We start from the raw sequence: 24,200 nt of genomic DNA on the forward strand, positions 1-24,200 counted from the left end.
CGAAGGCGTCAGATCAGACACCAAAGAATTAACCGGTCGTACCCGGAGAACCGAAATGACTGACACCGCAATGTCCCCCACCGAGTTCGAAGCCGCCCTGCGCGCCAAGGGCGCCTATTACCACATCTACCACCCGTATCACGTGGCGATGTACGAAGGTCGGGCGACCCGCGAGCAGATCCAGGGCTGGGTCGCCAACCGCTTCTACTATCAGGTGAACATCCCCCTGAAGGACGCCGCGATCCTGGCCAACTGCCCGGACCGCGAGATCCGCCGCGAATGGATTCAGCGCTTGCTGGACCATGACGGCGCCCCCGGCGAAGACGGCGGTATCGAAGCCTGGCTGCGTCTGGGCCAAGCCGTCGGCCTCGACCCGGATCAACTGCGCTCCCAGGAACTGGTGCTGCCCGGCGTGCGTTTCGCCGTGGACGCCTACGTCAATTTCGCCCGTCGGGCCAGTTGGCAGGAAGCCGCCAGCAGCTCGCTGACCGAGCTGTTCGCACCGCAGATCCACCAATCGCGCCTCGACAGTTGGCCGCAGCATTACCCGTGGATCGACCCGACCGGCTACGAGTATTTCCGCACACGCCTGGGTCAGGCGCGGCGCGATGTCGAGCACGGTCTGGCGATCACCTTGCAGCACTACACGACGCGGGAAGGCCAGGAGCGCATGCTGGAAATTCTCCAGTTCAAACTGGACATTCTTTGGAGCATGCTCGATGCCATGACCATGGCCTATGAGTTGAATCGCCCGCCGTATCACAGCGTGACCGAGCAACGGGTCTGGCATAAAGGAATCACCTTATGAGTTTCGATCGCAGCAAGACCCCAACCTGGCGTACCGGCTACCGTTTCCAATACGAACCGGCGCAAAAAGGCCACGTGCTGCTGTACCCGGAAGGCATGATCAAACTGAATGAAAGCGCCGCGCTGATCGGCGGCTTGATCGATGGCGAGCGTGACGTGGCCGCGATCATCGCCGCACTCGATGCGCAATTCCCCGGCGTGCCGGAGCTCGGTGAAGACATCGAGCAATTCATGGAGGTTGCCCGTGCTCAGCACTGGATCGAACTTGCCTGATTCCGCGTCGGACACGTTACCGCCCAAACCGGAAATCGGCCTGCCGCTGTGGCTGCTGGCCGAGCTGACCTATCGCTGCCCGCTGCAATGCCCGTACTGCTCCAATCCGCTGGATTTCGCCGAGCAAGGCAAGGAACTCAGCACCGAGCAGTGGATCAAGGTGTTCCGCGAAGCGCGGGAGATGGGCGCGGCGCAGCTGGGTTTCTCCGGTGGCGAACCGCTGGTGCGCCAGGACCTCGCTGAGCTGATTGCCGAGGCGCGCAAGCTGGGTTTCTACACCAACCTGATCACCTCCGGCATCGGTCTGACCGAACAGAAAATCAGCGATTTCAAGAAGGCCGGTCTGGACCATATCCAGATCAGTTTCCAGGCCAGCGATGAGCAGGTGAACAACCTCTTGGCCGGCTCGAAAAAAGCCTTCGCGCAGAAGCTGGAAATGGCTCGCGCAGTGAAAGCCCACGGCTATCCGATGGTGCTGAACTTCGTCACTCATCGACACAACATCGACAAGATCGACCGCATTATCGAGCTGTGTATCGCCCTGGAAGCGGACTTCGTTGAGCTCGCCACTTGCCAGTTCTACGGCTGGGCGCAGCTCAATCGTGTCGGTTTGTTGCCGACCAAGGAACAACTGGTCCGCGCCGAACGCATCACCAACGAATACCGCGCCAAACTGGAAGCCGAAGGGCATCCGTGCAAGTTGATTTTCGTCACCCCGGACTACTACGAAGAACGTCCGAAAGCCTGCATGAATGGCTGGGGCAGTATTTTTCTGACAGTCACGCCGGACGGAACCGCGCTGCCGTGTCACGGCGCCCGACAGATGCCGGTGCAATTTCCCAACGTGCGCGACCACAGCATGCAGCACATCTGGTACGACTCGTTCGGCTTCAACCGCTTTCGCGGTTACGACTGGATGCCCGAACCATGCCGCTCGTGCGATGAGAAAGAAAAGGACTTCGGCGGCTGTCGCTGCCAAGCCTTCATGCTCACGGGAGATGCCAGCAATGCCGACCCGGTGTGCAGCAAATCAGAACATCACGGCGTGATTCTCCAGGCCCGCGAAGAAGCCGAACACGCGACTCAAACCATCGAACAACTGGCCTTTCGCAATGAACGAAACTCACGCCTCATCGCCAAAAGCTGAACCCTTCAGCGCCATCAAGGCTGTCGCGGCCGGCGTCGACTTCGCCGAGCTGCTAGTCGGCCGCCATGGTTTGTTCTGGAACGAATACCGCCCCGAGGACGCTGCCTGCCGAATCTGGCATTGGCATGACGGTCAGGCCACGTGCCTGACGCCAGCGGGGTTCAGTGTGCGCAGCCGCGTGTACGAATACGGCGGTGGAGCGTTTTGTCTGACGGATGACGGGATAGTTTTCGTCAACGAGGCGGATCAGCAGCTGTATCGGCAGTCCTTGAAGGGCGAGACGCCTGAAGTGCTGACGTCGAGTGGCTTCCGTTATGGCGATCTACAGTTTGCCAATGGCCAGGTGTTGGCGGTTGAAGAAAACCATGATCAACATCGGTTGGTAGCCATTGACCTGGCAAGCGGCGCGCGTCATTTACTGGCTGAAGGCGCGGATTTCTATGCGGCACCGACCCTGAGTCCGGACGCCCGACGCCTGGCCTGGATCGAGTGGAGCCGACCGGATCAGCCGTGGACCGCGACCCGTTTGATGGTTGCGGAACGCCAAAACGAGGGTGGTTTTGGCAAACCCCGTTGTGTGGCGGGTGATGGGGTTCAAGAATCGCTGCAACAACCTCGTTTCGATGACAGTGGCCGCTTGTTTTGTCTGACGGATCGCGGCGGCTTTTGGCAACCCCGGGTGGAATCCGCCGAAGGCTTGAGGCCGCTGGCCAGCGCTGCCGCTGATCATGGCCCGGCGCCGTGGCAACTCGGTGGCAGCACGTGGTTACCGCTTGGCGAAGATCGTTATCTGGCGAGCTGGACCGAAGGTGGGTTTGGCCGACTGGGTCTTTGCGGCGACACCCCTGTGGATTTCACTGGGGACTACAGCCGTTTCCGAAGTCTCGCACTGGATGATCAGTTCATTTATTGCATCGCCTCCTCGCCGGTTACTTCCTCGGCGGTGATTGCCATTGAGCGCGACACGCGACAGGTCAAGGTCCTGGCCGGCGGCATCGCACCGCTGCCCGCCGAGCAAATCAGCCGCCCGCAAACCCTGCGCTACCCGAGCGGTTCAGGGGAGGCCCATGGCTTCTTCTACCCGGCAATGACCGGTGAAGCGAAACCGCCGCTGGTGGTGTTCATCCATGGTGGCCCGACCTCGGCCTGTTACCCGATGCTCGACCCGCGCATCCAGTATTGGACGCAACGAGGTTTCGCCGTGGCCGACCTCAACTATCGCGGCAGCAGCGGCTACGGCCGGGCTTATCGCCAGGCGCTGCACTTGAGTTGGGGCGATGTGGATGTGGAAGACGCCTGTGCCGTGGTCGCATATCTCGCGGAACGCGGACTGATCGACGGCGACAAGGCGTTCATTCGCGGCGGCAGCGCCGGCGGCTACACGACCCTTTGCGCATTGGCCTTTCACAAGGTCTTCCGCGCCGGGGCCAGCCTGTATGGCGTCAGCGATCCGGTTGCCTTGGCCAGGGCAACGCACAAATTTGAAGGCGACTATCTGGATTGGTTGATCGGCGATCCCGAGCAGGATGCCGAACGCTACGCCGCACGCACGCCCTTGCTGCACGCGAGCAATATCTCGGTGCCGGTGATTTTCTTTCAGGGCGAGCTGGATGCCGTGGTGGTGCCGCAGCAAACCCGCGACATGGTCACGGCGCTGGAGGACAACGGCATTCTGGTCGAGGCCCACTATTACGCGGACGAGCGTCATGGGTTTCGCAAGGCGGGCAATCAGGCCCATGCGCTGGAGCAGGAGTGGTTGTTTTATCGGCGGGTGATGGAATAGCTGATTGAAACCGTGGCGCGTCCTTCGCGCGCAAGCCTCGCTCCTACAGGATTGATGTCGTTAAGCCGATGTGTGGCACGGCATAAAACCTGTGGGAGCGAGGCTTGCCCGCGAAAGCGTTTTACCTGACGCCGCGAGCCTCAGCGCTTGGCAATGATATACACCGCATGCACGATCCCCGGAATGTAACCGCACAACGTCAGCAGAATATTCAGCCAGAACGCCCCGGCAAAACCGACTTGCAGAAACACACCCAGGGGCGGCAACAGAATGGCAATGATGATTCGAATAAAGTCCATGGGTCAGCTCCTGATTGATGTTGGCTCGCACGAGCCACACAACCAATCGACCTGCGCCGTTCGTCAGGGTTCAGTGCAGTTCTTCAAGCCAGTATCTCAAGTCCGTATTTCTGAACGATGCTCAGCAACTTCAGCGCCATGCCGCTAGGCTGCTTATCACCCGCCTCCCATTGCTTGACTGTCGACGCGCTGGTGTTCAGATAACGCGCGAATACCGGTTGGCTGACGTTGTTGCTCTCGCGAAGCGCCTTGATCTGTTTCGCCGGGATTGCGTCCGGCACTTTCGCCAGCAAGACTCATCGAATTCGCGCATCGTTGCCTTGCTGATTGCACCAATGGCGAATAAGGCACTGGCTGATTCGTGTATCGATTCCGACACTTCACTTTTGTATTTTTTATTCATTAGATATCTCCACAAATTACTTCATCTGCAGCAAGCGCTGGACTTCCATTCTGGCGCCCTCTAAAAAGCCATCGATCCAGCCATCGCTCAAGCACCAAATGGCCTCTGGCAAAACGCAGAGACAAAAAAACGCCCCACACCAAAAGAATCAGGCATGGGGCGATGCGTTATTACCGCGAGACGGTTCGGGAATTCGTGTAGGACAGCTCTGATTAGACGGCAATCCCTTTGCGGCATTGCAGTTGCGCGGTGCGTACCCGGGAAAATGCGCGGGCCAAGCGCAGCAGCATCTCGTCGATGTTGGCTTTGCTGACGGAGAGGGCCGGGGTGAAGCGCAGGCAGCCGGGTTGCGGGGCGTTGAGCAGCAAGCCTTCGTGGAGTGCGGCTTTGACGACCGCGTCCGCTGAATTTTCGGACAGGGTCAGCCCCCAGAGCAGCCCTTGCCCGCGCAATTCGCCGTGAGCGTAGCGATGGGCCAGACGCCCCAGGCCTTCGCCCAGGTAGTGACCGATTTGCTGCACATGATCGAGAAAGCCTTTGTCTTGCACGCTATCGAGAACGGCCAGGCCAGCAGCGGTCGTCAGTGCATTGCCGTGATGAGTGCCGGTCATTTCGCCGAGGTCGAAGCAGCACGCCTTGCCCCGGGCCAGCAGAGCTGCCAGCGGCACGCCGCCGCCCAGGCCTTTGCCGAGCACGACGATATCGGCCCGCACGCCGTAGGATTGTTCCGCGAGCAAGGTGCCGCAGCGACCGATCCCGGTTTGGACTTCGTCGAGGATCAGCAGGATGCCCAGCTCGCGACACAAGCGCTCGACGCCCTTGAGGTAATGCTCGTCGGCCGGGATCACCCCGGCTTCGCTCTGGATCGGTTCGAGCATGATCGCCACGGTGCGGGCGTCCACGGCCGCGTGCAACGCCGGAAGGTCATTGAATGGGACGTGGCTGAAACCCGGCAACTGCGGCTCGAATCGGTTGGTCAGCGTCGAACTGTCCGACGCCGAAATCGTCCCGAGACTACGACCATGGCAACCCTTGTTGGCCACAATGATCCGCGAAGCCCCGTGACGATGCAGTTGGCCCCATTTGCGAGCCAGTTTGATCGCCGCGTCACAGGCTTCACTGCCGCTGTTGAGCAGGTAGGCCTGATCGCTGCCGGTAGTCGCGCAAAGGCGTTCAGCGAGGTTGAGCATGCCGCGGTTATGCAATCCAAAACCGGGGTTGATCAGTGCCCGGGCCTGATCCGAGATCGCGTTGACCAGCACTGAAGGGCTATGCCCCAGGCTATTGGCCCCGCCCCCCTGTGAAAAATCCAGATACGCGCGGTCATCGCTGTCCCACAACCATGAACCCTGGCCTCGGACAAAAATCTGTTGTGGCCGCTCGACACTGGGCATCAGGCACTCACTGGAAAGATTGTCACTGCGAACCGGCAATGAAGCGTCCATCACCAAGTCATCAAGACTGGGTGGATTGCGCCGCAAACTAAACAGATTCATCACAAAAAACCTCGTTTGAGGTTTTTTGTGTTTCCTATGTAAACACCAACCAGGTAAACGGTACTCATCGCGCTTTCCGGCCCTGTAAGCCTTGTGAATGCGGTTAGACTAGGCTCAGGCACGGCGCTGAGCCATTTCGATTTCACAGCATTTTCGATAAGTGTTACTTATGGATTTCAAGCAACTGCGTTATTTCGTCGCGGTGTACGAAGAGGGCCATGTGGGCCGGGCCGCCGAACGACTTTCCATCTCGCAACCGGCGCTGTCGCAGCAGATCCGTCACCTCGAACAGAACCTCGATGTGAGCCTGTTCGAGCGCAGCAGCAAACGCCTGCTACCCACCTTGGCGGCTCACACCTTGTACAACCACGCGCTGCCGCTGCTCGACGGCCTGCAACGGGCACGAGAAGCGTTGGGCAATTTCAAAGGGCAGGCCTTACGCACGTTGGCGATTGGCGTGTTGCAGACGGTGCACACCAGCCTGGTGCCGCAGATGCTCGAACGGGTGCGCAAGGCGCAGCCGCACTTGGTGGTGCAGATCTATGAGCTGACCGGCCTGGAGATCGAACGGCGCTTGCTCAACGGTTCGCTGGACATCGGCATCAGCTACCTGCCACCCCGTCAGCCGGGGCTGCATGGCGTGATGCTGTACGAAGATGAACTGACGCTTGTCATCCCGGCGGATCATCCGTTGCGGGAATTCAAGAAAGTCTCCATGAGTCAGGCTGCGGAATTGCCGATGCTGCTGTTGGGTGAAGAATTCCAACTGCGACAGATCTGGCAAACGCAACTGGCCAGCCTGGGACGGCGACCGCAGGTGCAAGCCGAACTGAACAATATGGCGGGGATTCTCGACAGTTTGCCCCACACCCGGTTGGCCACGGTCTTGCCGGGGCGCTCGCAAAAGGCCCATGGCAACCATGAACTGCTGTGGAAACCCCTGACCGAGCCGCGCGTGCCGCTGAAAGTCGGGTTGGTGTGTCGAGATGTGCAACGGCAGCAAGCCTCGCTGGCCTTGTTGCAGACATTGCTGGAAGAAGTACTGAACGGGCCTGATGATCGCTTGAAAAGCCCGGCAACAATAACCTGAGCACTTTTCGGTCGGACAAAGAAAACCCCGCCGAAGCGGGGCTTTGCAGACTGTTTCCCTGACATCCATTTCACTCCGCCGTCCTGGCAGAATCCTACGTGTCCGTGTTGTTGCTTTGCGCTTCCTGCGCGACGTCCATGTGAAGTAGATTAGCTCTGGATCCAATCCGCGCATATGGGAAAACAGCAGCACGTCATGTAAGAGAATGCTTACATGACGTTACAAGGTCAGAACTGCGATGCGTCCAGCAGGAACAGCGATTCGCTGCCGGCCTTCACCGACGCGCTCAGCGAGTGAATTCGCGGCAGCAGACGGGCGAAATAGAACCGCGCCGTGCCGAGTTTGCTCGCGTAGAACTCGTCCTGCGCTTCTTTGCCAAAGGCTGCCTTGGCCATCAATGCCCACATGTAAGCGTAGGAAACGTATCCGAACACTTGCAGATATTCGACCGAGGCCGCGCCGATTTCATTCGGGTTGTTTTTCGCCCGGTCCAACAGCCACGAAGTCAGCTCATCAAGGGTAGTCACCGCGTCGTTCAACGGCTTGGTGAACTCTGCCAGGTCAGCGCTGGCCGTTGCGGTGAAGTGACGAATCTCGTCGGCGAACAGGTTGTAGAACGCCCCGCCGCTGCCCACGATCTTGCGTCCTACAAGGTCCAAGGCCTGAATGCCGTTGGTGCCTTCATAAATCTGGGTGATGCGCACGTCACGCACCAGTTGTTCCTGGCCCCACTCACGAATGTAACCGTGACCGCCGAACACTTGCTGGCCATGGACAGTGGTTTCCAGGCCCAGATCGGTCAGGAACGCCTTGGCCACCGGGGTCAGCAGCGCCACCAGGTCTTCGGCGCGTTTGCGGGTGGTCGGGTCTTCGCTGAACTTGGCGGTGTCCAGCTGCATGGCCACGTACGTCGAGAAGGCACGGCCGCCTTCGTTCGAAGCTTTCATGGTCAGCAACATGCGACGCACGTCCGGGTGGACGATGATCGGGTCCGCGACTTTATCCTTGTTCTGCGCGCCAGTCGGCGAACGGCTTTGCAGACGATCGCGAGCGTATTCGACAGCGTTCTGGTACGAGCGCTCGCCGGTGGCCAGGCCCTGGATACCCACACCCAGACGCTCGTAGTTCATCATGGTGAACATCGCCGCCAGGCCTTTGTTCGGCTCGCCGACCAGGTAACCCAGCGCTTCGTCGAAGTTCATCACGCAGGTCGCGGACGCCTGGATGCCCATTTTGTGTTCGATCGAACCGCAATTCGCCGGGTTACGTGCGCCCAGGCTGCCGTCGGCATTGACCATGAACTTAGGCACCAGGAACAGCGAAATGCCTTTCGGCCCCGCCGGTGCGTCCGGCAGTTTGGCCAGCACCAGGTGGATGATGTTCTCGGTCAGGTCGTGTTCACCGCCGGTGATGAAGATTTTGGTGCCGCTGACTTTGTAGGAACCGTCGGCCTGAGGTTCGGCCTTGGTGCGGATGATCCCCAGATCTGTACCGGCGTGCGGTTCGGTCAGGCACATGGAGCCGGCCCAGACGCCGGCGTACATGTTCGGCAGGTACGCAGCTTTCAGTTCATCGCTGGCGTGGGCGTTGATCGACAGGCAAGCGCCAGCGGTCAGCATCGGATACAGGCCAAACGACAGGCTGGCGGAGTTGACCATTTCTTCGACTTGGGCCGAAACCGCCTTGGGCATGCCCATGCCGCCGTAGGCCGGATCGCCACCGACGCCGACCCAACCGCCTTCAGCGTAAGTCTGGTAAGCCTGTGGGAAACCTGCCGGCGTGGTGACGGCACCGTCCGTCCAATGGCACCCTTCTTCGTCAGCCGCACGGCTCAGGGGCGCGATGCTTTTGCTGGTGACCTTGCCGGCTTCTTCGAGAATGGCTTCGACGGTTTCGGCATCAACGGTATCCGCCAGCGCCGGCAGCTCGGCCCAGAGTTTGGCGACCTCGAAAACTTCATTGAGGACGAAGCGCATATCGCGCAGGGGCGCTTTGTAGTCAGCCATGGCAAACCTCGCAAGATCTAAACGGGTGATTCGTAGGAATGGTGTTTTCGTTGGGTTCGAGTGTAACCCAACAACTTTTACGACACATAGGGTCAGCTCATGACTGATTTGTAATGTTTAGTCACCAGTCATGATTCTGCCAAAACGTAATCGCGGGCAAGCCTTGCTCCTACAGGTCCTCGGCGTACGCAAGTTGCGCGAACGCCATAAGAGTGTAGGAGCAAGGCTTGCCCGCGATGCTTCTAAAACGTGCTCGTCAAAGCGCAAACAACCCCGCCGGCAACTTCATCAAGCAATCACTCCCCGCCTCGATCGCCGCCCGATGAGCGGCGGTGCGTGGCAGCAAACGCTTGAAATAGAACTCGCAGGTCGCCAGTTTGCCCTGGCAATAATCGGCATCGCCGCTTCCCTCGTCGAGCTGCGCCTGAGCCACCAGCGCCATGCGCAGCCATAGATAGCCGAGGATGATGTAACCGCTGTACATCAAATAATCCACAGACGCGGCGCCGACTTCATCCGGGTTTTTCATCGCGGCCATGCCGATTTTTGTGGTCACCTCGCCCCACTGCTGATTCAAGCCATTGAGCTGCGCCACGAAGCTGCCCAGTTGCGGATGCTCGGAATTGGCAGCGCAAAACTTGTGGACGATTTTGGTAAAACCACGCAACAGCTTGCCCTGGCTGCCGAGGACTTTGCGCCCCAACAGATCCAGCGCCTGAATGCCGTTAGTGCCCTCGTAGATCGGCGCAATCCGGCAATCGCGAACCAACTGTTCCATGCCCCACTCGCGAATGAAACCGTGGCCGCCAAAGACCTGCATACCGTGGTTGGTCACTTCCAGGCCGGTGTCGGTCATGAACGCTTTGCAGATCGGCGTCAGGAACGCCAGCAAGTCTTCAGCCTCCTGGCGCGCCGTTGCATCCGCGCTCAGATGCGCGACATCCAGCAACTGCGCGGTGAAATAGGTCAGCGCCCGATTGCCTTCGTTGAAGGCCTTCATTGTCAGCAACATCCGGCGCACGTCCGGGTGCACGATGATTGGATCGGCGACTTTTTCCGGGGCTTTGGGGCCGGTCAGTGAACGCATTTGCAAACGATCGTTGGCGTATTTGATCGCGCCCTGGAAGCTCGCCTCACCCAGACACAAACCCTGCATGCCAGTGCCCAGGCGCGCGTGGTTCATCATGGTGAACATGCAATTCAGGCCCTTGTTCGCTTCGCCGATCAGGAAGCCCTTGGCCGCATCAAAGTTGAGCACGCAGGTCGCCGATGCCTTGATGCCCATTTTGTGTTCGATGGAGCCGCAGGAAACGCCATTGCGCTCGCCCGCTTCACCTTCGGCATCGGGCAGGAATTTAGGCACGATAAACAGCGAAATGCCTTTGGTCCCGGCCGGTGCATCCGGCAGTTTGGCCAACACCAGATGAATGATGTTGTCGCTCATGTCGTGTTCGCCGGCAGAGATGAAAATTTTGCTGCCGGAGATCGCGTAACTGCCGTCGGACTGGGGCACGGCGCGAGTCTTGATGATGCCCAGGTCGGTGCCGCAATGGGCTTCGGTCAGGCACATGGTACCGGTCCATTGGCCGGCGGTGAGTTTGCTCAGGTACGTCTGTTTTTGCGCTTCGGTGCCGTGGGCGTGGATCGCCGACATCGCACCGTGGGTCAGGCCGGGGTACATGCCCCAGGACGTGTTGCTGGAAGCGATCATCTCGCTGATGACCAACCCCAGCGAGAGGGGCAAGCCCTGGCCGCCATACACCGGATCAGCCGCCAGGCCATGCCAGCCACCCTCCACGTATTGTGCGAAGGCTTGCTTGAACCCTGTAGGCGTTGTCACCACGCCATTGTCGAAATGGCAGCCCTCTTCGTCACCGCTGCGATTCAGCGGTGAGAGCACGTTCTCACAGAATTTCGCGCCTTCTTCCAGGATCGCATTGACCATGTCCGGGCTGGCATCGGCGGCGCCCAGCGCGGCGTAGTTGCTGTGAAAGTCGAAGACGTGGTCGATCAGGAAGCGCATGTCGCGCAGGGGAGCTTTGTACTCAGGCATGGTCGTTTCTCCGGCAGCAGATGCCTCAAACCTACTGCCGCGCCCCCCGCCTCACAATCACAGTCCAGACGCTGAATGCGCCGTCATCACTCAACCCGCAGCGCCGTCCATGCGCACTGCGCCGCGACGGCTTTGCCCGAACGCGACCACGCAGTTGCGCCCGGCACCCTTGGCGCTGTAGAGCGCCTCGTCGGCGGACTTGAGCACCTGTTCGGGTGTGCGCTGTTCCAGGCGTTCAGCGACGCCGATGCTGACCGTGACCGAGACGCTGGAAGCACCGGAACCGGCTCGGCGCTGGCGGCCCTGCTGGTCGTCTTGAGGGCGATCCGGGTTACGCAATTGAATGCTGTAGGACGCAATCGACTCGCGGATGACTTCCAGGTGTGGCATGCACTCTTCAAGCGTCTTGCCTGCAAACACCAGGGCGAATTCCTCACCCCCGTAGCGATACGCCCTACCGCCGCCGCTGATTTTCGACAGTTTGCTGGCGACCAGCCGCAGCACCTGATCGCCGACATCGTGACCGTGGGTGTCGTTGAATTTCTTGAAGTGATCGACGTCGCTCATGGCCAGCACGTAATTGCGCCCCAGCCGCTGCATGCGTTCGTTCAAGGCCCGACGCCCCGGCAGACCGGTGAGTTCGTCGCGGAAAGCCATTTGATAGGCTTCGTGGGCGACCGCCGCGGCAATCATCAGCATCACCTGGCTGCACATGATGTTCAGGGTGAACGGCAGGATGAAGGTTTTCGGCAGCATCCAGAACAACCCCAGCAAACCCACCAGTTGCGCGGCGTGCAGAGGCCTCGGGTTGCGCCAGTATTGCCAGGCCAGCAGCAGGAACGAGGCGATGAACACCGGGTAGGACAATTGAATCAGGCTCATCCACGCGCCGTGCAACGCCGGCCAGCGGATCTCCGACAGCCACATCAGCAGCGCCTGTGGGTAACTTTGCTCAAGACCCAGCGCCACACTGCCGAACGCCAGCAGCACGGCGAAACGCGCCACCATGTCCTGGAACAGGTGGGTGCGTTCCTGCCACGCCGCGAATAGGCCGAACAACAACGGCAGTAGCAGGCAACAGAGGTGGAAAACCACCGCCGCGTCTTCGCGAACCTTGCCGTTGTCGCGGTAATAGTCGGTCTGGGTGTCGAGCAGGAAGTAGGCCGTGTACACCGTGACCATCAGAAACAGCTCGCGCTGCCGTCGGTAAACCGCGCAGTAAGCACCGCCGAGCAACAGCACCAACGTTGGCAGCACGTTGAACAGCGAGGTGAAAAAGACGTTGAGATCCTTGATGTACGCAGCCGAAAGCCCAGCGAGCAATAGCAGTAATGAGGGCAAAAAGTGACTGAAACGTACAGCGGAAGAACGCGGCAAGGGTAAAGCTCCGACCCGGCATAGCAATTGATGGCATTGTGCCTGCAATGCACACGATTAAGCACACGAAATGTGATGCAGATCACGTGAACGTCTCTTTAACGGCAGAAATGCTGACTTTCTGAGGGGGTTATCGAGGTTTTTTAATTGAAGGAAAACCTGTGGCAAGGGAGCTTGCTCCCTCGCCACAAGAACTTGGCTGGTTCAAAGATCGTTATAGAACGCCTGCAGCGGCCCTTCACTGAGGCTTCGACCCTCTGCGCCGATCGGTTTGAGCGCAATCGGGGCATCGAGCGCCTGCCGGGTTGTGATCTTCGGACTGACGGGCCTTGCCGTCACCGCGTTCTCATCACCCACATGCCCCTGCGGAATGACCAGCGACGGATGATCGAACGGTGCCTGTTCCCAGGCGACACGTGGATCGGTCAGCCCGACTTCCATGAATTTCACCAGCGCATCGATTTCATCGGAGGTCAGGTTCAGCGAGGTCATGTCCGGATCGAGGTTCGAGGCGTTGTGCTGATTCGCCGACGGATGTTCGAAGCCGCTGGTGTTGCTCGCATCTTCACCGCGCCTGTCGCCACCGCGGTTATAGAACTCCATGACCTGCTTCAGCGTCGCCCGGCTACCGTTGTGAAAATACGGCCCGGTCAGCGCGATATTGCGCAGCGTCGGCGTCTTGAACGCGCCATCGACGGCATCGCGAAAACCGACATTGGGTTTGAGCGTTGCGTCACAGGGCAGCGCTGCACTCAGTGGCGTTTCGAAGGTGCAGACATCGACATCCAGCGGGTCAGGCACATTGCCGCCCTGCAGTAGGGTGTTGTACTCACGGGTGAAGGACAAAGGATTGCCCCACCCGTCCGAGCCGCCGAGTGCCAGGTCTTCCGACGTCGGACGCACACCGGTGTTGTAGAAGCCGTTGTCATAGAGCGTGGTGAGGTTGTCGGCCATCAACATGCGTTCGATGCGCTCACGGGGATGGAACAGCAAGCGGCTGCCGGCGTTGGTCAGTTCCGCGCCGCCGTGGCAACTGATGCATTTGCCCTTGCCGAGGAACAGGTTCATGCCCTCGACCTGCTGGGCATTCATGGCTTGATGATCCCCCTGCAAGTAGGCGTCCAGCGGCGCCTTGTCCGAGATCAGGGTCGATTCATACATCTGAATCGCCAGCCCGAAGAACAGCGGGAAGTTGGCCTCCATCTGGGTGTACGGCGCATCGCCCAACAACACCTGCTGCGTGGCATTCCACAGACGCGGCTGGAACGCAGCCTTGATCAGTTCACGGTAGGTCGGCCGGCGCGCACCGGACACCGGGGCCAGCACCGAATCGGTCGAGGAAATCCGTTGCTGCTTGAGCATCAGCGTGTCGAGCATGCGCCGGCCGATGTCCGCAAAGGTGCGCCCGCCGCAGGACATTTCAACCGGACTGCCGGGAGGCCCCACGGCTTGCGAGGCTGCGGAAGCGTCCTTGAGTGCCAGTCGCACTTTGGTCGCCACACCGCTGCGATCACTGGTGACGAAAATCCCGGCATCCGGATCGCGATTACCGAACGGTGAGAAGCCGTTGAACACGTTGTTCGCACGCCCATCCCAGAAATTTCGCACGTTGAAAGCGGCGTTGATCACCGTCGGCGCATTGCGCCCGGTGCTGCGCCGGACATTGATGCCGCCGACCTGGAAGATTCCGTCCGGTTGTTGCGTGCACCTGTCGAAACGCGGCTGATGCGGCTTGACGAAGTTGGCGTCGAACACGCCTTGGGAGCCGATCACATCGTCGGTGGAATAGAGAATCGGCGAATTGCGATCCAGTGGATCGGCGAGCACATGGGTCGGGAAGTCGGTTTTCTTCAGCGTGTAGTTCGGGCCGCCCTTGCCCCCGGACTTGGTGGCGTAAGACGCCACATCGCCGGGGATATCGGACGCTACAAACGGCTTGTTGAAGATCGACGCCACATTCGCATTGGTGTTCGCCTGGCCAGGGTTGATCTGATTGGTGATCCGGTGATCGACCCCAGCGTGAAAGTGGCAGGACGCGCAAGCGGTCGAGCCATCGCTGCCGATCTCCATGTCCCAGAACAGCGCCTTGCCCAGCAGAATCGCCGCCGAGCGGTTAAGCACGTAGTCGGTCATCAAATCGACCTTGCGCCCGCCTTCGGTTCCCGACGGGTCGGGCGGCGTCATGCCGCGCAGTGATTGCAGGGTGGGGATCTCAGGGGCGGGAACATCAATCTCTGGCGCCGTGGCAGCAAGAGCGCCATGGACGGGCAGCACGAACAGGCAGGCCAAACCAACTATTCGGACGATATTCATGCGCTCACCCTGACGATATTGTCGACTCAATTTGAGGTTGTCAGCGGTTTTGCAATTAATCTGCCAGTACGTTAAAGGCCCGGCCTGCCGGGCGCTGGCCAATCAATGCGCGTATTTCGGGGCATTAATGCCGGGAAATGGGCCCCAACAATGGGGACTCGAATTCAAGGCAAAAAAAAGCCGCTGCTCCGAAGGAACAGCGGCTTTTTGAAGAGCTGCGCTAAGGCTTAGTACCCCAGTGCGAAGTCTTCTTCTTTCATGTCCATCAGGTTGTTGGCGCCCGACAGCATGGTCACAACGTGAGTGCGAGTACGCGGCAGGATGCGCTGGAAGTAGAAGCGCGCGGTCTGCAGTTTGGCGGTGTAGAACGCCGTTTCAGTGGTGCCGGCAGCCAGTTTTTCGGCAGCCAGGCGCGCCATGTCAGCCCAGAAGTAGGCCAGGCAGGCGTAACCGGAGTACATCAGGTAGTCCACGGAGGCCGCGCCGACTTCTTCGCGATCTTTCATGGCGGCCATGCCGACCTTCATGGTCAGTTCGCCCCACTCTTTGTTCAGCGCAGCCAATGGCTCGACGAACTCTTTGACCGCTTCGTTGCCTTCGTTGGTCTGGCAGAACTTGTGGACGATCTTGGTGAAGCCTTTCAGGGCCTCGCCTTGAGTCATCAGCACTTTACGGCCCAGCAGGTCGAGCGCCTGGATACCGGTGGTGCCTTCGTACAGCATCGAAATGCGGCTGTCGCGAACGTTCTGCTCCATGCCCCACTCGGCGATGAAGCCGTGGCCACCGTAGATTTGCACGCCGTGGTTGGCGGACTCGAAGCCCACTTCAGTCATGAAGGCTTTGGCGATCGGCGTCATGAAGGCCAGCAGTGCGTCGGCTTTCTTCTTCTCTTCTTCGTCCACGCCGTACTTGACGATGTCGACCTGTTTGGCGGTGAAGTAAACCATTGCGCGGTTGCCTTCGGCGAACGCCTTCATGGTCAACAGCATGCGACGGACGTCCGGGTGCACGATGATCGGGTCAGCGGCCTTTTCCGGCGCTTTCGGGCCAGTCAGGGAGCGCATTTGCAGACGATCGCGAGCGTATTTCAGGCCGCCCTGGAAGCCGATCTCGGCGTGAGCCAGACCTTGCAGCGCGGTGCCCAGGCGAGCGGTGTTCATAAAGGTGAACATGCAGTTCAGGCCTTTGTTCGCCGGGCCGATCAGGAAACCGGTGGCCCCGTCGAAGTTCATCACGCACGTGGCGTTACCGTGGATGCCCATTTTGTGTTCCAGGGAACCGCAGGTCACGGCGTTGCGAGCGCCGATCGAACCGTCTGCGTTCGGCATGAACTTCGGAACGATAAACAGCGAGATGCCTTTGGTGCCAGCCGGTGCATCCGGCAGACGGGCCAGCACGATGTGGACGATGTTGTCGGCCATGTCGTGTTCACCGGCCGAGATGAAGATCTTGGTGCCGGAGACTTTGTAGGAACCGTCGGCCTGAGGTTCGGCCTTGGTGCGCAGCATGCCCAGATCGGTGCCGCAGTGCGGTTCGGTCAGGCACATGGTGCCGGTCCATTCACCGGAAACCAGTTTGGTCAGGTAAGCCTCTTGCTGCTCAGGCGTACCGTGCTCGGAAATGGTGTTCATCGCGCCATGGGACAGACCTGGGTACATGCCCCACGACCAGTTGGCCTCGCCAACCATTTCGCTGACCGCCAGACCCAGAGACTCCGGCAGGCCTTGGCCACCGTGTTCTACGTCGTGGGCCAGGCTTGGCCAGCCGCCTTCGACGAATTGCTTGTAGGCTTCTTTGAAGCCAGTCGGGGTCTTAACGCCGGACTCGCTCCAGGTGCAGCCTTCGGTGTCACCCACGCGGTTCAGCGGAGCCAGTACCTGCTCACAAAACTTGGCGCCTTCTTCGAGAATGGCGTCAACCATGTCTGGAGTTGCGTCTGCACAAGCCGGAAGGCTCTGATAGTGCGCTTCGTAGCCGAGCAGTTCGTCACGAACGAAGCGAATATCACGCAAGGGGGCCTTGTAGTCAGGCATAGCGATAAACCTCTGCTGATGTAACCGGGGATGAACGACCGCGTTGATTTGTTGTGGCGGTCAAACAGTTGTTTGAAACATACGTTTACGCCCAAATCTTGTCAAGCGCCGATCTTTTGCCGTTCGTCATCATCGCGCGTACATAACGGCCACGCAGCCGCGCACCGCTGTCGACAAAGCAACAGAACATGTAGGAAAGATTAGTTGAGCGATAAGGACTTACGCAGAAAAACGCCGCGAAGATTCGCGGCGTCGGCGGAGCAGATTCAGCAAGCGATCAAGCGTAGGTATCAATCAACGTCCCGAGCATTTCATCGGAAGCCTTGGCGACTTTCACGCCCAATTCCACCTGAAACTTGCCCTGGGACATCTCGACCATGCTGCTGGCCACGTCCGATTGTTGGCTGCGATCCACAGAACGCAGACGATCGACCTGGGCCTCGGAGGATTGGCTCTTCTCCGAACGATCAATGACGGTGTTGGCAATCTGGCCGGCGGCCTGATCGACACGGTTCTGCCCTGTCTGAATAGTGCTCAGACCGGCATAAAAAGCGGTGCTTCCTGAGATTTCCATGGGAGAACTCGTCCTGATAAAGGATCAACAGCGGCCATTGAAGCAGACGCGCCAGCAAAACACCCGACAAAAACACTAATGGCACAGTGCCGCGTCATAGGCAAAACCATTAATCGAGCAGATCCAGCTGCAGATGCTCGGCCACCGCCTCCGCCGTCAGCGACTTGAGTTTCGGTACCCGGCCCAGGCACGGCGCGGGTATGCGCTCGGCCAACGTGGCGAGGTTTTCCTCCAGCCTTGAGGTCTTCGGCTCGATGATATTGGCGACCCATCCGGCCAACTGCAGGCCGTCGTTCGCAATCGCCTCAGCCGTGAGCAGCGCATGGTTGATGCAACCCAGCCGCACGCCGACCACCAGAATCACCGGCAGGTCCAGCGCCATAGCCAGGTCCGACAGATTATCCTGATCCGCCAACGGCACGCGCCAGCCACCGGCACCTTCGATCAACGTGAAGTCCGCGTGCATATCCAGGATTTCGCGCATCGGCGTCAACAAGGATTGCACCGTCAGCGCGATGCCCGCCTCCCGCGCGGCCAGGTGCGGAGCGATGGCCGGTTCGAACGCCACCGGATTGACCTGCGCATACGTCAGCGGCAGCGAGCATTCCGCCAACAACGCCAACGCATCGGCGTTGCGCAAACCCTTGGGGGTCACCTCGCAACCCGAGGCCACCGGTTTACCCGCCGCGGTGCTCAAACCGGCGGAACGTGCGGCATGCAGCAAACCGGCGGCGACCGTTGTCTTGCCGACGTCAGTGTCAGTACCGGTGATGAAATAGGCTGCGCTCATAAGGGTTTCTCCAACACGGCATAAACCACTTGATAAGTCGCCGGCAGTCCTTTTGCCTGACGAAACTGCTCATACGCCTCGACCAGGCCGAGGATTCGCGCCCGGCCGGTCAAACCGCCCGGCCGGCCAGGGTTCAGGTTATGCGCGCCCAACGCCTTGAGTTCATGGGTCAGGCTGCGCACGTCCGGGTAATGCAGCACATGTGGACAGGTTTGCAGACTGACAACCTGCAAGCCACTGGCCACGCACAGCTGTTGATAAGTCTCGAACTCGCGGAAGCGATTGACGTGCACCATGCCATCCACCTGGCGCCAGCTGTCACGCAATTCGTACAACGTGCCGACACACAGACTAGCAAACGCAAAAACGCCGCCTGGTTTTAATGCCCGATACGCTTCGCTGAGCACCGAGTCGAAGTCCGAACACCACTGCACCGCGAGGCTGGAAAAGATCAGGTCGCAGGTCGACTCCTGCAATGGCAATCGCTCGGCATCGCCCGCAATGAAGTGCGTTGCGCCGCCCAAGGGCCGCGCGTGATTGAGCATGCCTTCGGCGATGTCCAGCGCCACGCCGTGACCCACAGGAAAACGCTCGCCCAGCGCACGACTGAAATACCCGGTGCCGCAACCCAGGTCCAGCCAGCGACCCGGCACACAATCATCGGGCAACCGGCGCAGCAACTCGCTGCCAACATCCCGTTGCAATTCAGCCACGCTGTCGTAGCTGGCCGCCGCGCGGGAAAAGGAGGCGGCCACCTGACGTTTGTCGGGCAAACCACCCGGTAGCTTGGGAAGGGATAAATCAGTCATCACCGGACTCATGCAAAAAGGCCTGGATCGCCCCCGCCACACCGTGAGGGTCTTCCAGAAGAAACGCGTGGCTGGCCTGTTCGATCAGGCCGATTTCGACATCCGGCAACAACGCCAGCAAGTCCCCCGCCGCTTCGGCCGGGACCAGCCCGTCGAGACCGGCGAACAGATGCAATTGCGGGCCACGAAACGCCTGTAGCGCTTGCCGGGTATCCAGTTGCGCGAGGACTTCCAGGCCACTCATCAAGACTTGTGTCGACGTATGCGGCGCGCCTCCGAGCAACAGCCGTGACAGCCCGCGCGGGTCTTCAGCACCTTGGGCGCAGAGCAGCGAGAACCGTTTCAGAGTCATGCGCGGATCGGCACCGCAACCGGCCAGAAACGCATCGAAGGTCTCACCGGGCATCGCGCTCGGCCATTGTTCATGGGCGACAAACGAAGGGTTACTCGCCAGCGTCAGCAAACCGCAGCAGCGATCACCGCGCCGCGCCGCCAACTCGGATGCGAGCATGCCGCCCAGAGACCAGCCACCGAGCCAGGTATCCTGAGGTACGGTCGAATCGAGTTCATCGAGCCATTCTTCCAGCTCGCCTGACGCCAGCTCCGGCAACGGCTCGATCTCGACCCGCAGGTGTTCATCCAAGCCCTGCAAGGCTGCCGCCAACGGCTCCAGCGGCGAAATCCCGAGGCCCCAACCGGGCAGCAGAATCAGTCGATCACGCATGGCTTGGCTCCGGTCCCAGTTGTGCAAAACAATCGGCCAGTCCATTTAACAATAGCTGCACCTGCGCTTCGCTGTGGGCGGCGGTCAGGGTCACTCGCAGGCGCGCGCTACCGGCCGGCACGGTGGGCGGACGGATCGCGGTGACCATCAAGCCGCGTTCGCGCAGCATCTGCGAGAGTCGAACCGCGCGGCCCGCATCGCCAATCATGATTGGTTGGATCGGGGTAAAGCTGTCCATGAGTTCCAGGCCGATCTGCTCGGCACCTCGACGAAATTGACGGATCAGCACATTAAGGTGCTCGCGCCGCCAATGCTCGCTGCGCAATAATTCGAGACTTTTCAGCGTGGCGCAGGCCAGCGCTGGCGGCTGACTGGTGGTGTAAATGTAGGGCCGCGCGAACTGGATCAGGCTCTCGATCAATTCTTCACTGCCCGCCACGAACGCCCCGGCCGTGCCGAACGCCTTGCCGAGCGTGCCGACCAATACAGGCACATCCTCTTGGCTCAAACCAAAATGCTCGACAATCCCGCCGCCGTTGGCGCCCAGCGGACCAAAGCCGTGGGCATCGTCGACCATCAGCCACGCACCTTTGGCCTTGGCCTCCCGGGCCAGCGCCGGCAGGTCGGCGATGTCGCCGTCCATGCTGAACACGCCGTCGGTAACCACCAACGTGTTGCCAGTGGCCTTCTCCAGGCGCTTGGCCAAGCTATCGGCGTCGTTGTGCAGATAACGATTGAACCGCGCGCCGGATAGCAGACCCGCATCCAGCAGCGATGCGTGATTGAGCCGGTCTTCCAGCACCGTATCGCCCTGCCCGATCAACGCGGTGACCGTGCCGAGGTTGGCCATGTAACCGGTGGTGAACAGCAACGCACGCGGGCGGCCGGTGAGATCGGCCAGCGCTTCTTCCAGCTCGTGATGCGGCGTGCTGTGGCCGATAACCAGGTGCGAAGCGCCGCCACCGACGCCCCAACGGGACGCGCCAGCGCGCCAGGCTTCGATCACTTGCGGATGATTGGCCAGGCCCAGGTAATCGTTGTTACAAAACGCCAGTAATGGCTGACCATCGACCACCACTTCCGGGCCCTGGGGGCTTTCGAGTAGCGGGCGTTGGCGATAGAGATTTTCGGCACGACGGGCAGCAAGGCGTGCGGCGAGATCGAAAGACATGCAGGCCTCGAGGTCAGATCACAGAGTGCGAAAGTTGCACAATCCCCTGTGGGAGCGAGCTTGCTCGCGATGGCGTCGGCCCAGTCAACATCAGTGTTGAATGTCACTCCGTCATCGCGAGCAAGCTCGCTCCCACATGGATTTGCATTCAGTCAGAAGGATCGATGAACGCTTCAAACAGCAGCGTTGTAGAACTGCTCGCTGCTCTTCTGTTCAACCAACGCCTGTTCGATAGCCGCCTGATGCACTTCATCGGCATGCTCTTCCCGCGCTTCCGGCAGGATGCCCAGGCGCCCGAACAGTTGCATGTCCTTGTCGGCCTGCGGGTTGGCGGTGGTCAGCAGTTTGTCGCCGTAGAAAATCGAGTTGGCACCGGCGAAGAACGCCAGGGCTTGCATCTGCTCGTTCATCGCTTCGCGGCCGGCGGACAGGCGCACGTGGGATTGCGGCATCAGGATGCGGGCCACGGCGAGCATGCGGATGAAATCGAACGGGTCGATGTCATCGGCGTTTTCCAGCGGCGTACCGGCGACTTTCACCAGCATGTTGATCGGCACAGACTCCGGATGCTCCGGCAGGTTGGCCAGTTGGATCAGCAGGTTGGCGCGGTCGTCGAGGGATTCGCCCATGCCGAGGATGCCGCCGGAGCAGATCTTCATCCCCGATTCACGCACGTAAGCCAGGGTTTGCAGGCGCTCGCCGTAGGTGCGGGTGGTGATGATGCTGCCGTAGAACTCCGGCGAGGTGTCGAGGTTGTGGTTGTAGTAGTCGAGGCCGGCCTGGGCCAGGGCTTCGGTCTGGTCCTGGTCGAGACGACCGAGGGTCATGCAGGTTTCCAGGCCCATGGCTTTCACGCCTTTGACCATCTCCAGCACGTACGGCATGTCTTTGGCCGACGGGTGCTTCCACGCCGCACCCATGCAGAAGCGGGTCGACCCGATAGCCTTGGCGCGAGCGGCCTCTTCGAGGACCTTCTGCACTTCCATCAGTTTTTCTTTTTCCAGGCCGGTGTTGTAGTGACCGGACTGCGGACAATATTTGCAATCTTCCGGGCAGGCGCCGGTTTTGATCGACAACAAGGTCGAAACTTGAACCCGGTTGGCATCGAAATGCGCGCGGTGCACCGTCTGCGCCTGGAACAACAGGTCGTTGAATGGCTGAACGAAGAGTGCTTTGACTTCGGCCAAAGACCAGTCATGACGCAGGGTTGCAGAGGTGCTGGCGCTCATGGGCGTTTCCTTGATTTATGCTTGGCAAGCGGCTGGGGAACGGAATACCCACAGGCGCGACACGGATGTTCGGCATATTTAAGGAAGAGCGATGCGCTGTCAACCACGATACGAAGGACCGGTTTACATCTGGTTAAAAAACAAACAATCCTGTTTGCTCTGTTCAGAGCCTGCCGATGACAAAACACCCATCTGTACAGCCTGCGAAACCGAGCTGCCCTGGCTTGGCGATCACTGCCAGACCTGCGCCCTGCCCTTGCCCGCGTCCGGCCTGACGTGCGGCCAATGCCTGCAACAACCGCCGGCCTTCGAACGCGTGGCGGCGCCGTGGACTTACAGCTTTCCGCTGGACACGCTGATCACTCGTTTCAAACACAACGCGAAGTGGCCGTTTGGGCGCCTGCTCGGCGAACTTCTTGCGCAGTTCCTGCAACATCGCTTCGATGAAGACCTGGAGCGACCCGATGCGTTGGTTCCGGTGCCGCTGGCTACCAAACGCCTGCGTCAGCGGGGTTTTAATCAAGCGGCGATGCTTGCGCGGTGGCTGAGTGAAAACCTGGACATTCCTTGCAACGAAACGCTGTTGCTGAGGATTCAGGACACCAGCGCCCAACAGCAACTGAAGGCCGAAGCGCGCAAGCGAAACTTGCGTAACGCCTTTGCCCTGGCCCCCGGTGCGTCCGTCTCAGGCCTTCATCTGGCCCTGATCGACGATGTGTTGACCACCGGCGCCACCGCACAAACCCTCGCGCGTTTGTTGATGAACGCCGGTGCCGCCCGGGTTGATGTTTATTGCCTGGCCCGCACACCCAAACCCGGCGACACGGTTTAACTGAACAACACAAACCCTGTGGGAGCGGGCTTGCTCGCGAAAGCGATCTGTCAGTCACATCATTGCTGGATGTGCCGACGCCTTCGCGAGCAAGCCCGCTCCCACAGGGGTTGAGTACAACTGGACGATTGGGCAACTGACTTGACTCCCAAGCCCCAAGCCGCCAACGTCCTCCCATTACCACCGCCCAAAGCACTCGCCATGTCCCTGCCTACCTTATTGTCCCAGCACATTGTCCGTCGCCCGCAGCGCATCGCCCTGCTGCAACACATCGCCGAACAAGGCTCGATCACCCGCGCCGCGAAAAGCGCAGGCCTGAGTTACAAAGCGGCGTGGGACGCCATCGACGAGTTGAACAACCTGGCGCAAAAACCACTCGTGGAACGCAGCGTCGGCGGCAAGGGCGGTGGTGGCGCGAAGTTGTCCGAAGAAGGTCAACGCGTCCTGCGCCTGTATCAAAAGCTGCAAGTGTTGCAGGCCCAAGTGCTGGAAGCCGCCGAAGACGCCAGCGACCTCGACCTGCTCGGTCGCCTGATGCTGCGCACCAGCGCGCGCAATCAGTTGCACGGCAAGGTCGTGGCGATCGAATCCCAGGGGCGCAACGACCGCATTCGCCTTGAACTGGCCGAAGGCTTGAACATCGACGCGCAGATCACCCACGACAGCACCCTGCACCTGGAACTGCAAAGCGGTACCGAAGTGGTCGCGTTGATCAAGGCCGGATGGCTGGAATTGCAGGCCATCGAGCAGGCTGCAACACTTGGCAACAATTGCCTGAAGGGCATTATCAAGGAGATTCTCGATGCCGAGGACGGCCCCAGCGAAGTGCGCATCGGCCTGCCCAACGGCCAGACACTCTGCGCCCTGGCGGAGCCGCTGCATTTAAAGACCTCCGGCCTGGGCATCGACCGACCGGTGCTGGTGCAATTCGCGCCGTCCAACGTGCTGCTGGGCACGCCGCTCTGAAACAAAACCTTCACTGACGCTCCTT

General features: G+C 60.1%; 20 protein-coding genes and 2 pseudogenes. 8 read left to right on the top strand and 14 right to left on the bottom strand.

What is annotated here, in order from left to right:
* The first annotated feature begins 55 nt into the window (after nucleotides 1-55).
* From pqqC to HB680_RS19875, 4 genes are read left to right on the top strand one after another with little or no spacing between them, the layout of a single operon-like run.
* Nucleotides 56-808, top strand: coding sequence for a pyrroloquinoline-quinone synthase PqqC (pqqC, locus tag HB680_RS19860; protein WP_054044160.1), 753 nt, complete (start codon nucleotides 56-58; stop codon nucleotides 806-808).
* Nucleotides 805-1,080 carry a pyrroloquinoline quinone biosynthesis peptide chaperone PqqD gene (gene pqqD / locus HB680_RS19865; protein ID WP_213940226.1) on the top strand — a complete coding sequence of 92 codons (276 nt, stop codon included), beginning with the start codon at nucleotides 805-807 and terminating at the stop codon, nucleotides 1,078-1,080. Before pqqC ends, pqqD begins: the two co-directional genes overlap by 4 nt.
* Nucleotides 1,073-2,227, top strand: a complete 1,155-nt coding sequence (pqqE, locus tag HB680_RS19870) for a pyrroloquinoline quinone biosynthesis protein PqqE (protein ID WP_213940227.1) — start codon at nucleotides 1,073-1,075, stop codon at nucleotides 2,225-2,227. The genes pqqD and pqqE overlap by 8 nt, the downstream gene beginning before the upstream one ends.
* Complete coding sequence (locus HB680_RS19875; protein ID WP_213940228.1) at nucleotides 2,193-4,010, top strand: S9 family peptidase; 1,818 nt, start codon at nucleotides 2,193-2,195, stop codon at nucleotides 4,008-4,010. The genes pqqE and HB680_RS19875 overlap by 35 nt, the downstream gene beginning before the upstream one ends.
* A 140-nt stretch (nucleotides 4,011-4,150) precedes the next feature.
* Here HB680_RS19875 and HB680_RS19880 read toward each other — a convergent pair whose 3' ends face one another.
* The 3 genes and pseudogenes from HB680_RS19880 to HB680_RS19890 all read right to left on the bottom strand — a co-directional run bounded on the left by HB680_RS19880 (nucleotide 4,151) and on the right by HB680_RS19890 (nucleotide 6,208).
* Nucleotides 4,151-4,309, bottom strand: coding sequence for a YqaE/Pmp3 family membrane protein (locus tag HB680_RS19880; RefSeq protein ID WP_007904205.1), 159 nt, complete (start codon nucleotides 4,307-4,309; stop codon nucleotides 4,151-4,153).
* Nucleotides 4,310-4,392: 83 nt separating this feature from the next.
* A pseudogene (locus HB680_RS19885) lies at nucleotides 4,393-4,712 on the bottom strand (DNA-binding transcriptional regulator).
* 212 nt (nucleotides 4,713-4,924) lie between these two features.
* The gene (locus HB680_RS19890; RefSeq protein WP_213940229.1) at nucleotides 4,925-6,208 is read right to left on the bottom strand and encodes an aminotransferase class III-fold pyridoxal phosphate-dependent enzyme; all 1,284 of its coding nucleotides are present in this window, start codon (nucleotides 6,206-6,208) and stop codon (nucleotides 4,925-4,927) included.
* A gap of 169 nt (nucleotides 6,209-6,377) precedes the next feature.
* Between HB680_RS19890 and HB680_RS19895 the strand changes: the two genes are divergently transcribed.
* Entirely contained in the window at nucleotides 6,378-7,298 is a 921-nt protein-coding gene (locus tag HB680_RS19895; RefSeq protein ID WP_213940230.1) for a LysR family transcriptional regulator, read from the top strand.
* 227 nt (nucleotides 7,299-7,525) lie between these two features.
* Here HB680_RS19895 and HB680_RS19900 read toward each other — a convergent pair whose 3' ends face one another.
* The 10 genes from HB680_RS19900 to bioF form a co-directional block, all read right to left on the bottom strand.
* Entirely contained in the window at nucleotides 7,526-9,304 is a 1,779-nt protein-coding gene (locus HB680_RS19900) for an acyl-CoA dehydrogenase C-terminal domain-containing protein (protein WP_213940231.1), read from the bottom strand.
* Between the two features lie 256 nt (nucleotides 9,305-9,560).
* Complete coding sequence (locus HB680_RS19905) at nucleotides 9,561-11,357, bottom strand: acyl-CoA dehydrogenase C-terminal domain-containing protein (protein WP_213940232.1); 1,797 nt, start codon at nucleotides 11,355-11,357, stop codon at nucleotides 9,561-9,563.
* A gap of 90 nt (nucleotides 11,358-11,447) precedes the next feature.
* Entirely contained in the window at nucleotides 11,448-12,734 is a 1,287-nt protein-coding gene (locus tag HB680_RS19910) for a GGDEF domain-containing protein (RefSeq protein WP_213940233.1), read from the bottom strand.
* A 204-nt stretch (nucleotides 12,735-12,938) separates the two neighbouring features.
* Complete coding sequence (locus tag HB680_RS19915) at nucleotides 12,939-15,047, bottom strand: cytochrome c peroxidase (RefSeq protein ID WP_213940234.1); 2,109 nt, start codon at nucleotides 15,045-15,047, stop codon at nucleotides 12,939-12,941.
* Between the two features lie 227 nt (nucleotides 15,048-15,274).
* Nucleotides 15,275-17,080 (bottom strand): phenylacyl-CoA dehydrogenase, encoded by a 1,806-nt coding sequence (locus HB680_RS19920; protein WP_123513098.1) that lies wholly within the window; start codon nucleotides 17,078-17,080, stop codon nucleotides 15,275-15,277.
* A gap of 277 nt (nucleotides 17,081-17,357) precedes the next feature.
* Complete coding sequence (locus tag HB680_RS19925; protein WP_213940235.1) at nucleotides 17,358-17,654, bottom strand: pyrroloquinoline quinone biosynthesis protein PqqE; 297 nt, start codon at nucleotides 17,652-17,654, stop codon at nucleotides 17,358-17,360.
* A 109-nt stretch (nucleotides 17,655-17,763) separates the two neighbouring features.
* The gene (bioD, locus tag HB680_RS19930; protein WP_213940236.1) at nucleotides 17,764-18,444 is read right to left on the bottom strand and encodes a dethiobiotin synthase; all 681 of its coding nucleotides are present in this window, start codon (nucleotides 18,442-18,444) and stop codon (nucleotides 17,764-17,766) included.
* A complete protein-coding gene (bioC, locus tag HB680_RS19935; RefSeq protein ID WP_213940237.1) occupies nucleotides 18,441-19,253 on the bottom strand; it encodes a malonyl-ACP O-methyltransferase BioC in 813 nt (270 codons plus the stop codon). The genes bioD and bioC overlap by 4 nt, the downstream gene beginning before the upstream one ends.
* Nucleotides 19,246-19,977, bottom strand: a complete 732-nt coding sequence (locus tag HB680_RS19940; RefSeq protein ID WP_213940238.1) for an alpha/beta fold hydrolase — start codon at nucleotides 19,975-19,977, stop codon at nucleotides 19,246-19,248. The genes bioC and HB680_RS19940 overlap by 8 nt, the downstream gene beginning before the upstream one ends.
* The gene (gene bioF, locus HB680_RS19945; RefSeq protein WP_213940239.1) at nucleotides 19,970-21,148 is read right to left on the bottom strand and encodes an 8-amino-7-oxononanoate synthase; all 1,179 of its coding nucleotides are present in this window, start codon (nucleotides 21,146-21,148) and stop codon (nucleotides 19,970-19,972) included. The genes HB680_RS19940 and bioF overlap by 8 nt, the downstream gene beginning before the upstream one ends.
* A 69-nt stretch (nucleotides 21,149-21,217) precedes the next feature.
* On the opposite strand from bioF, the pseudogene HB680_RS33120 reads away from it, so the two are divergent.
* Nucleotides 21,218-21,283 (top strand): annotated as a pseudogene (locus HB680_RS33120) (DUF4381 domain-containing protein); the annotation flags it as partial.
* Between the two features lie 38 nt (nucleotides 21,284-21,321).
* Here the strand turns inward: HB680_RS33120 and bioB are convergent.
* Nucleotides 21,322-22,377, bottom strand: coding sequence for a biotin synthase BioB (gene bioB, locus HB680_RS19950; protein ID WP_213940240.1), 1,056 nt, complete (start codon nucleotides 22,375-22,377; stop codon nucleotides 21,322-21,324).
* Between the two features lie 91 nt (nucleotides 22,378-22,468).
* Between bioB and HB680_RS19955 the strand changes: the two genes are divergently transcribed.
* Complete coding sequence (locus HB680_RS19955) at nucleotides 22,469-23,209, top strand: ComF family protein (RefSeq protein ID WP_213940241.1); 741 nt, start codon at nucleotides 22,469-22,471, stop codon at nucleotides 23,207-23,209.
* 201 nt (nucleotides 23,210-23,410) lie between these two features.
* Nucleotides 23,411-24,175 carry a TOBE domain-containing protein gene (locus HB680_RS19960; RefSeq protein ID WP_213940242.1) on the top strand — a complete coding sequence of 255 codons (765 nt, stop codon included), beginning with the start codon at nucleotides 23,411-23,413 and terminating at the stop codon, nucleotides 24,173-24,175.
* Nucleotides 24,176-24,200 lie beyond the last annotated feature (25 nt).

This window comes from Pseudomonas sp. dw_612 (assembly GCF_018449725.1).
Classification (GTDB): Bacteria; Pseudomonadota; Gammaproteobacteria; order Pseudomonadales; family Pseudomonadaceae; genus Aquipseudomonas.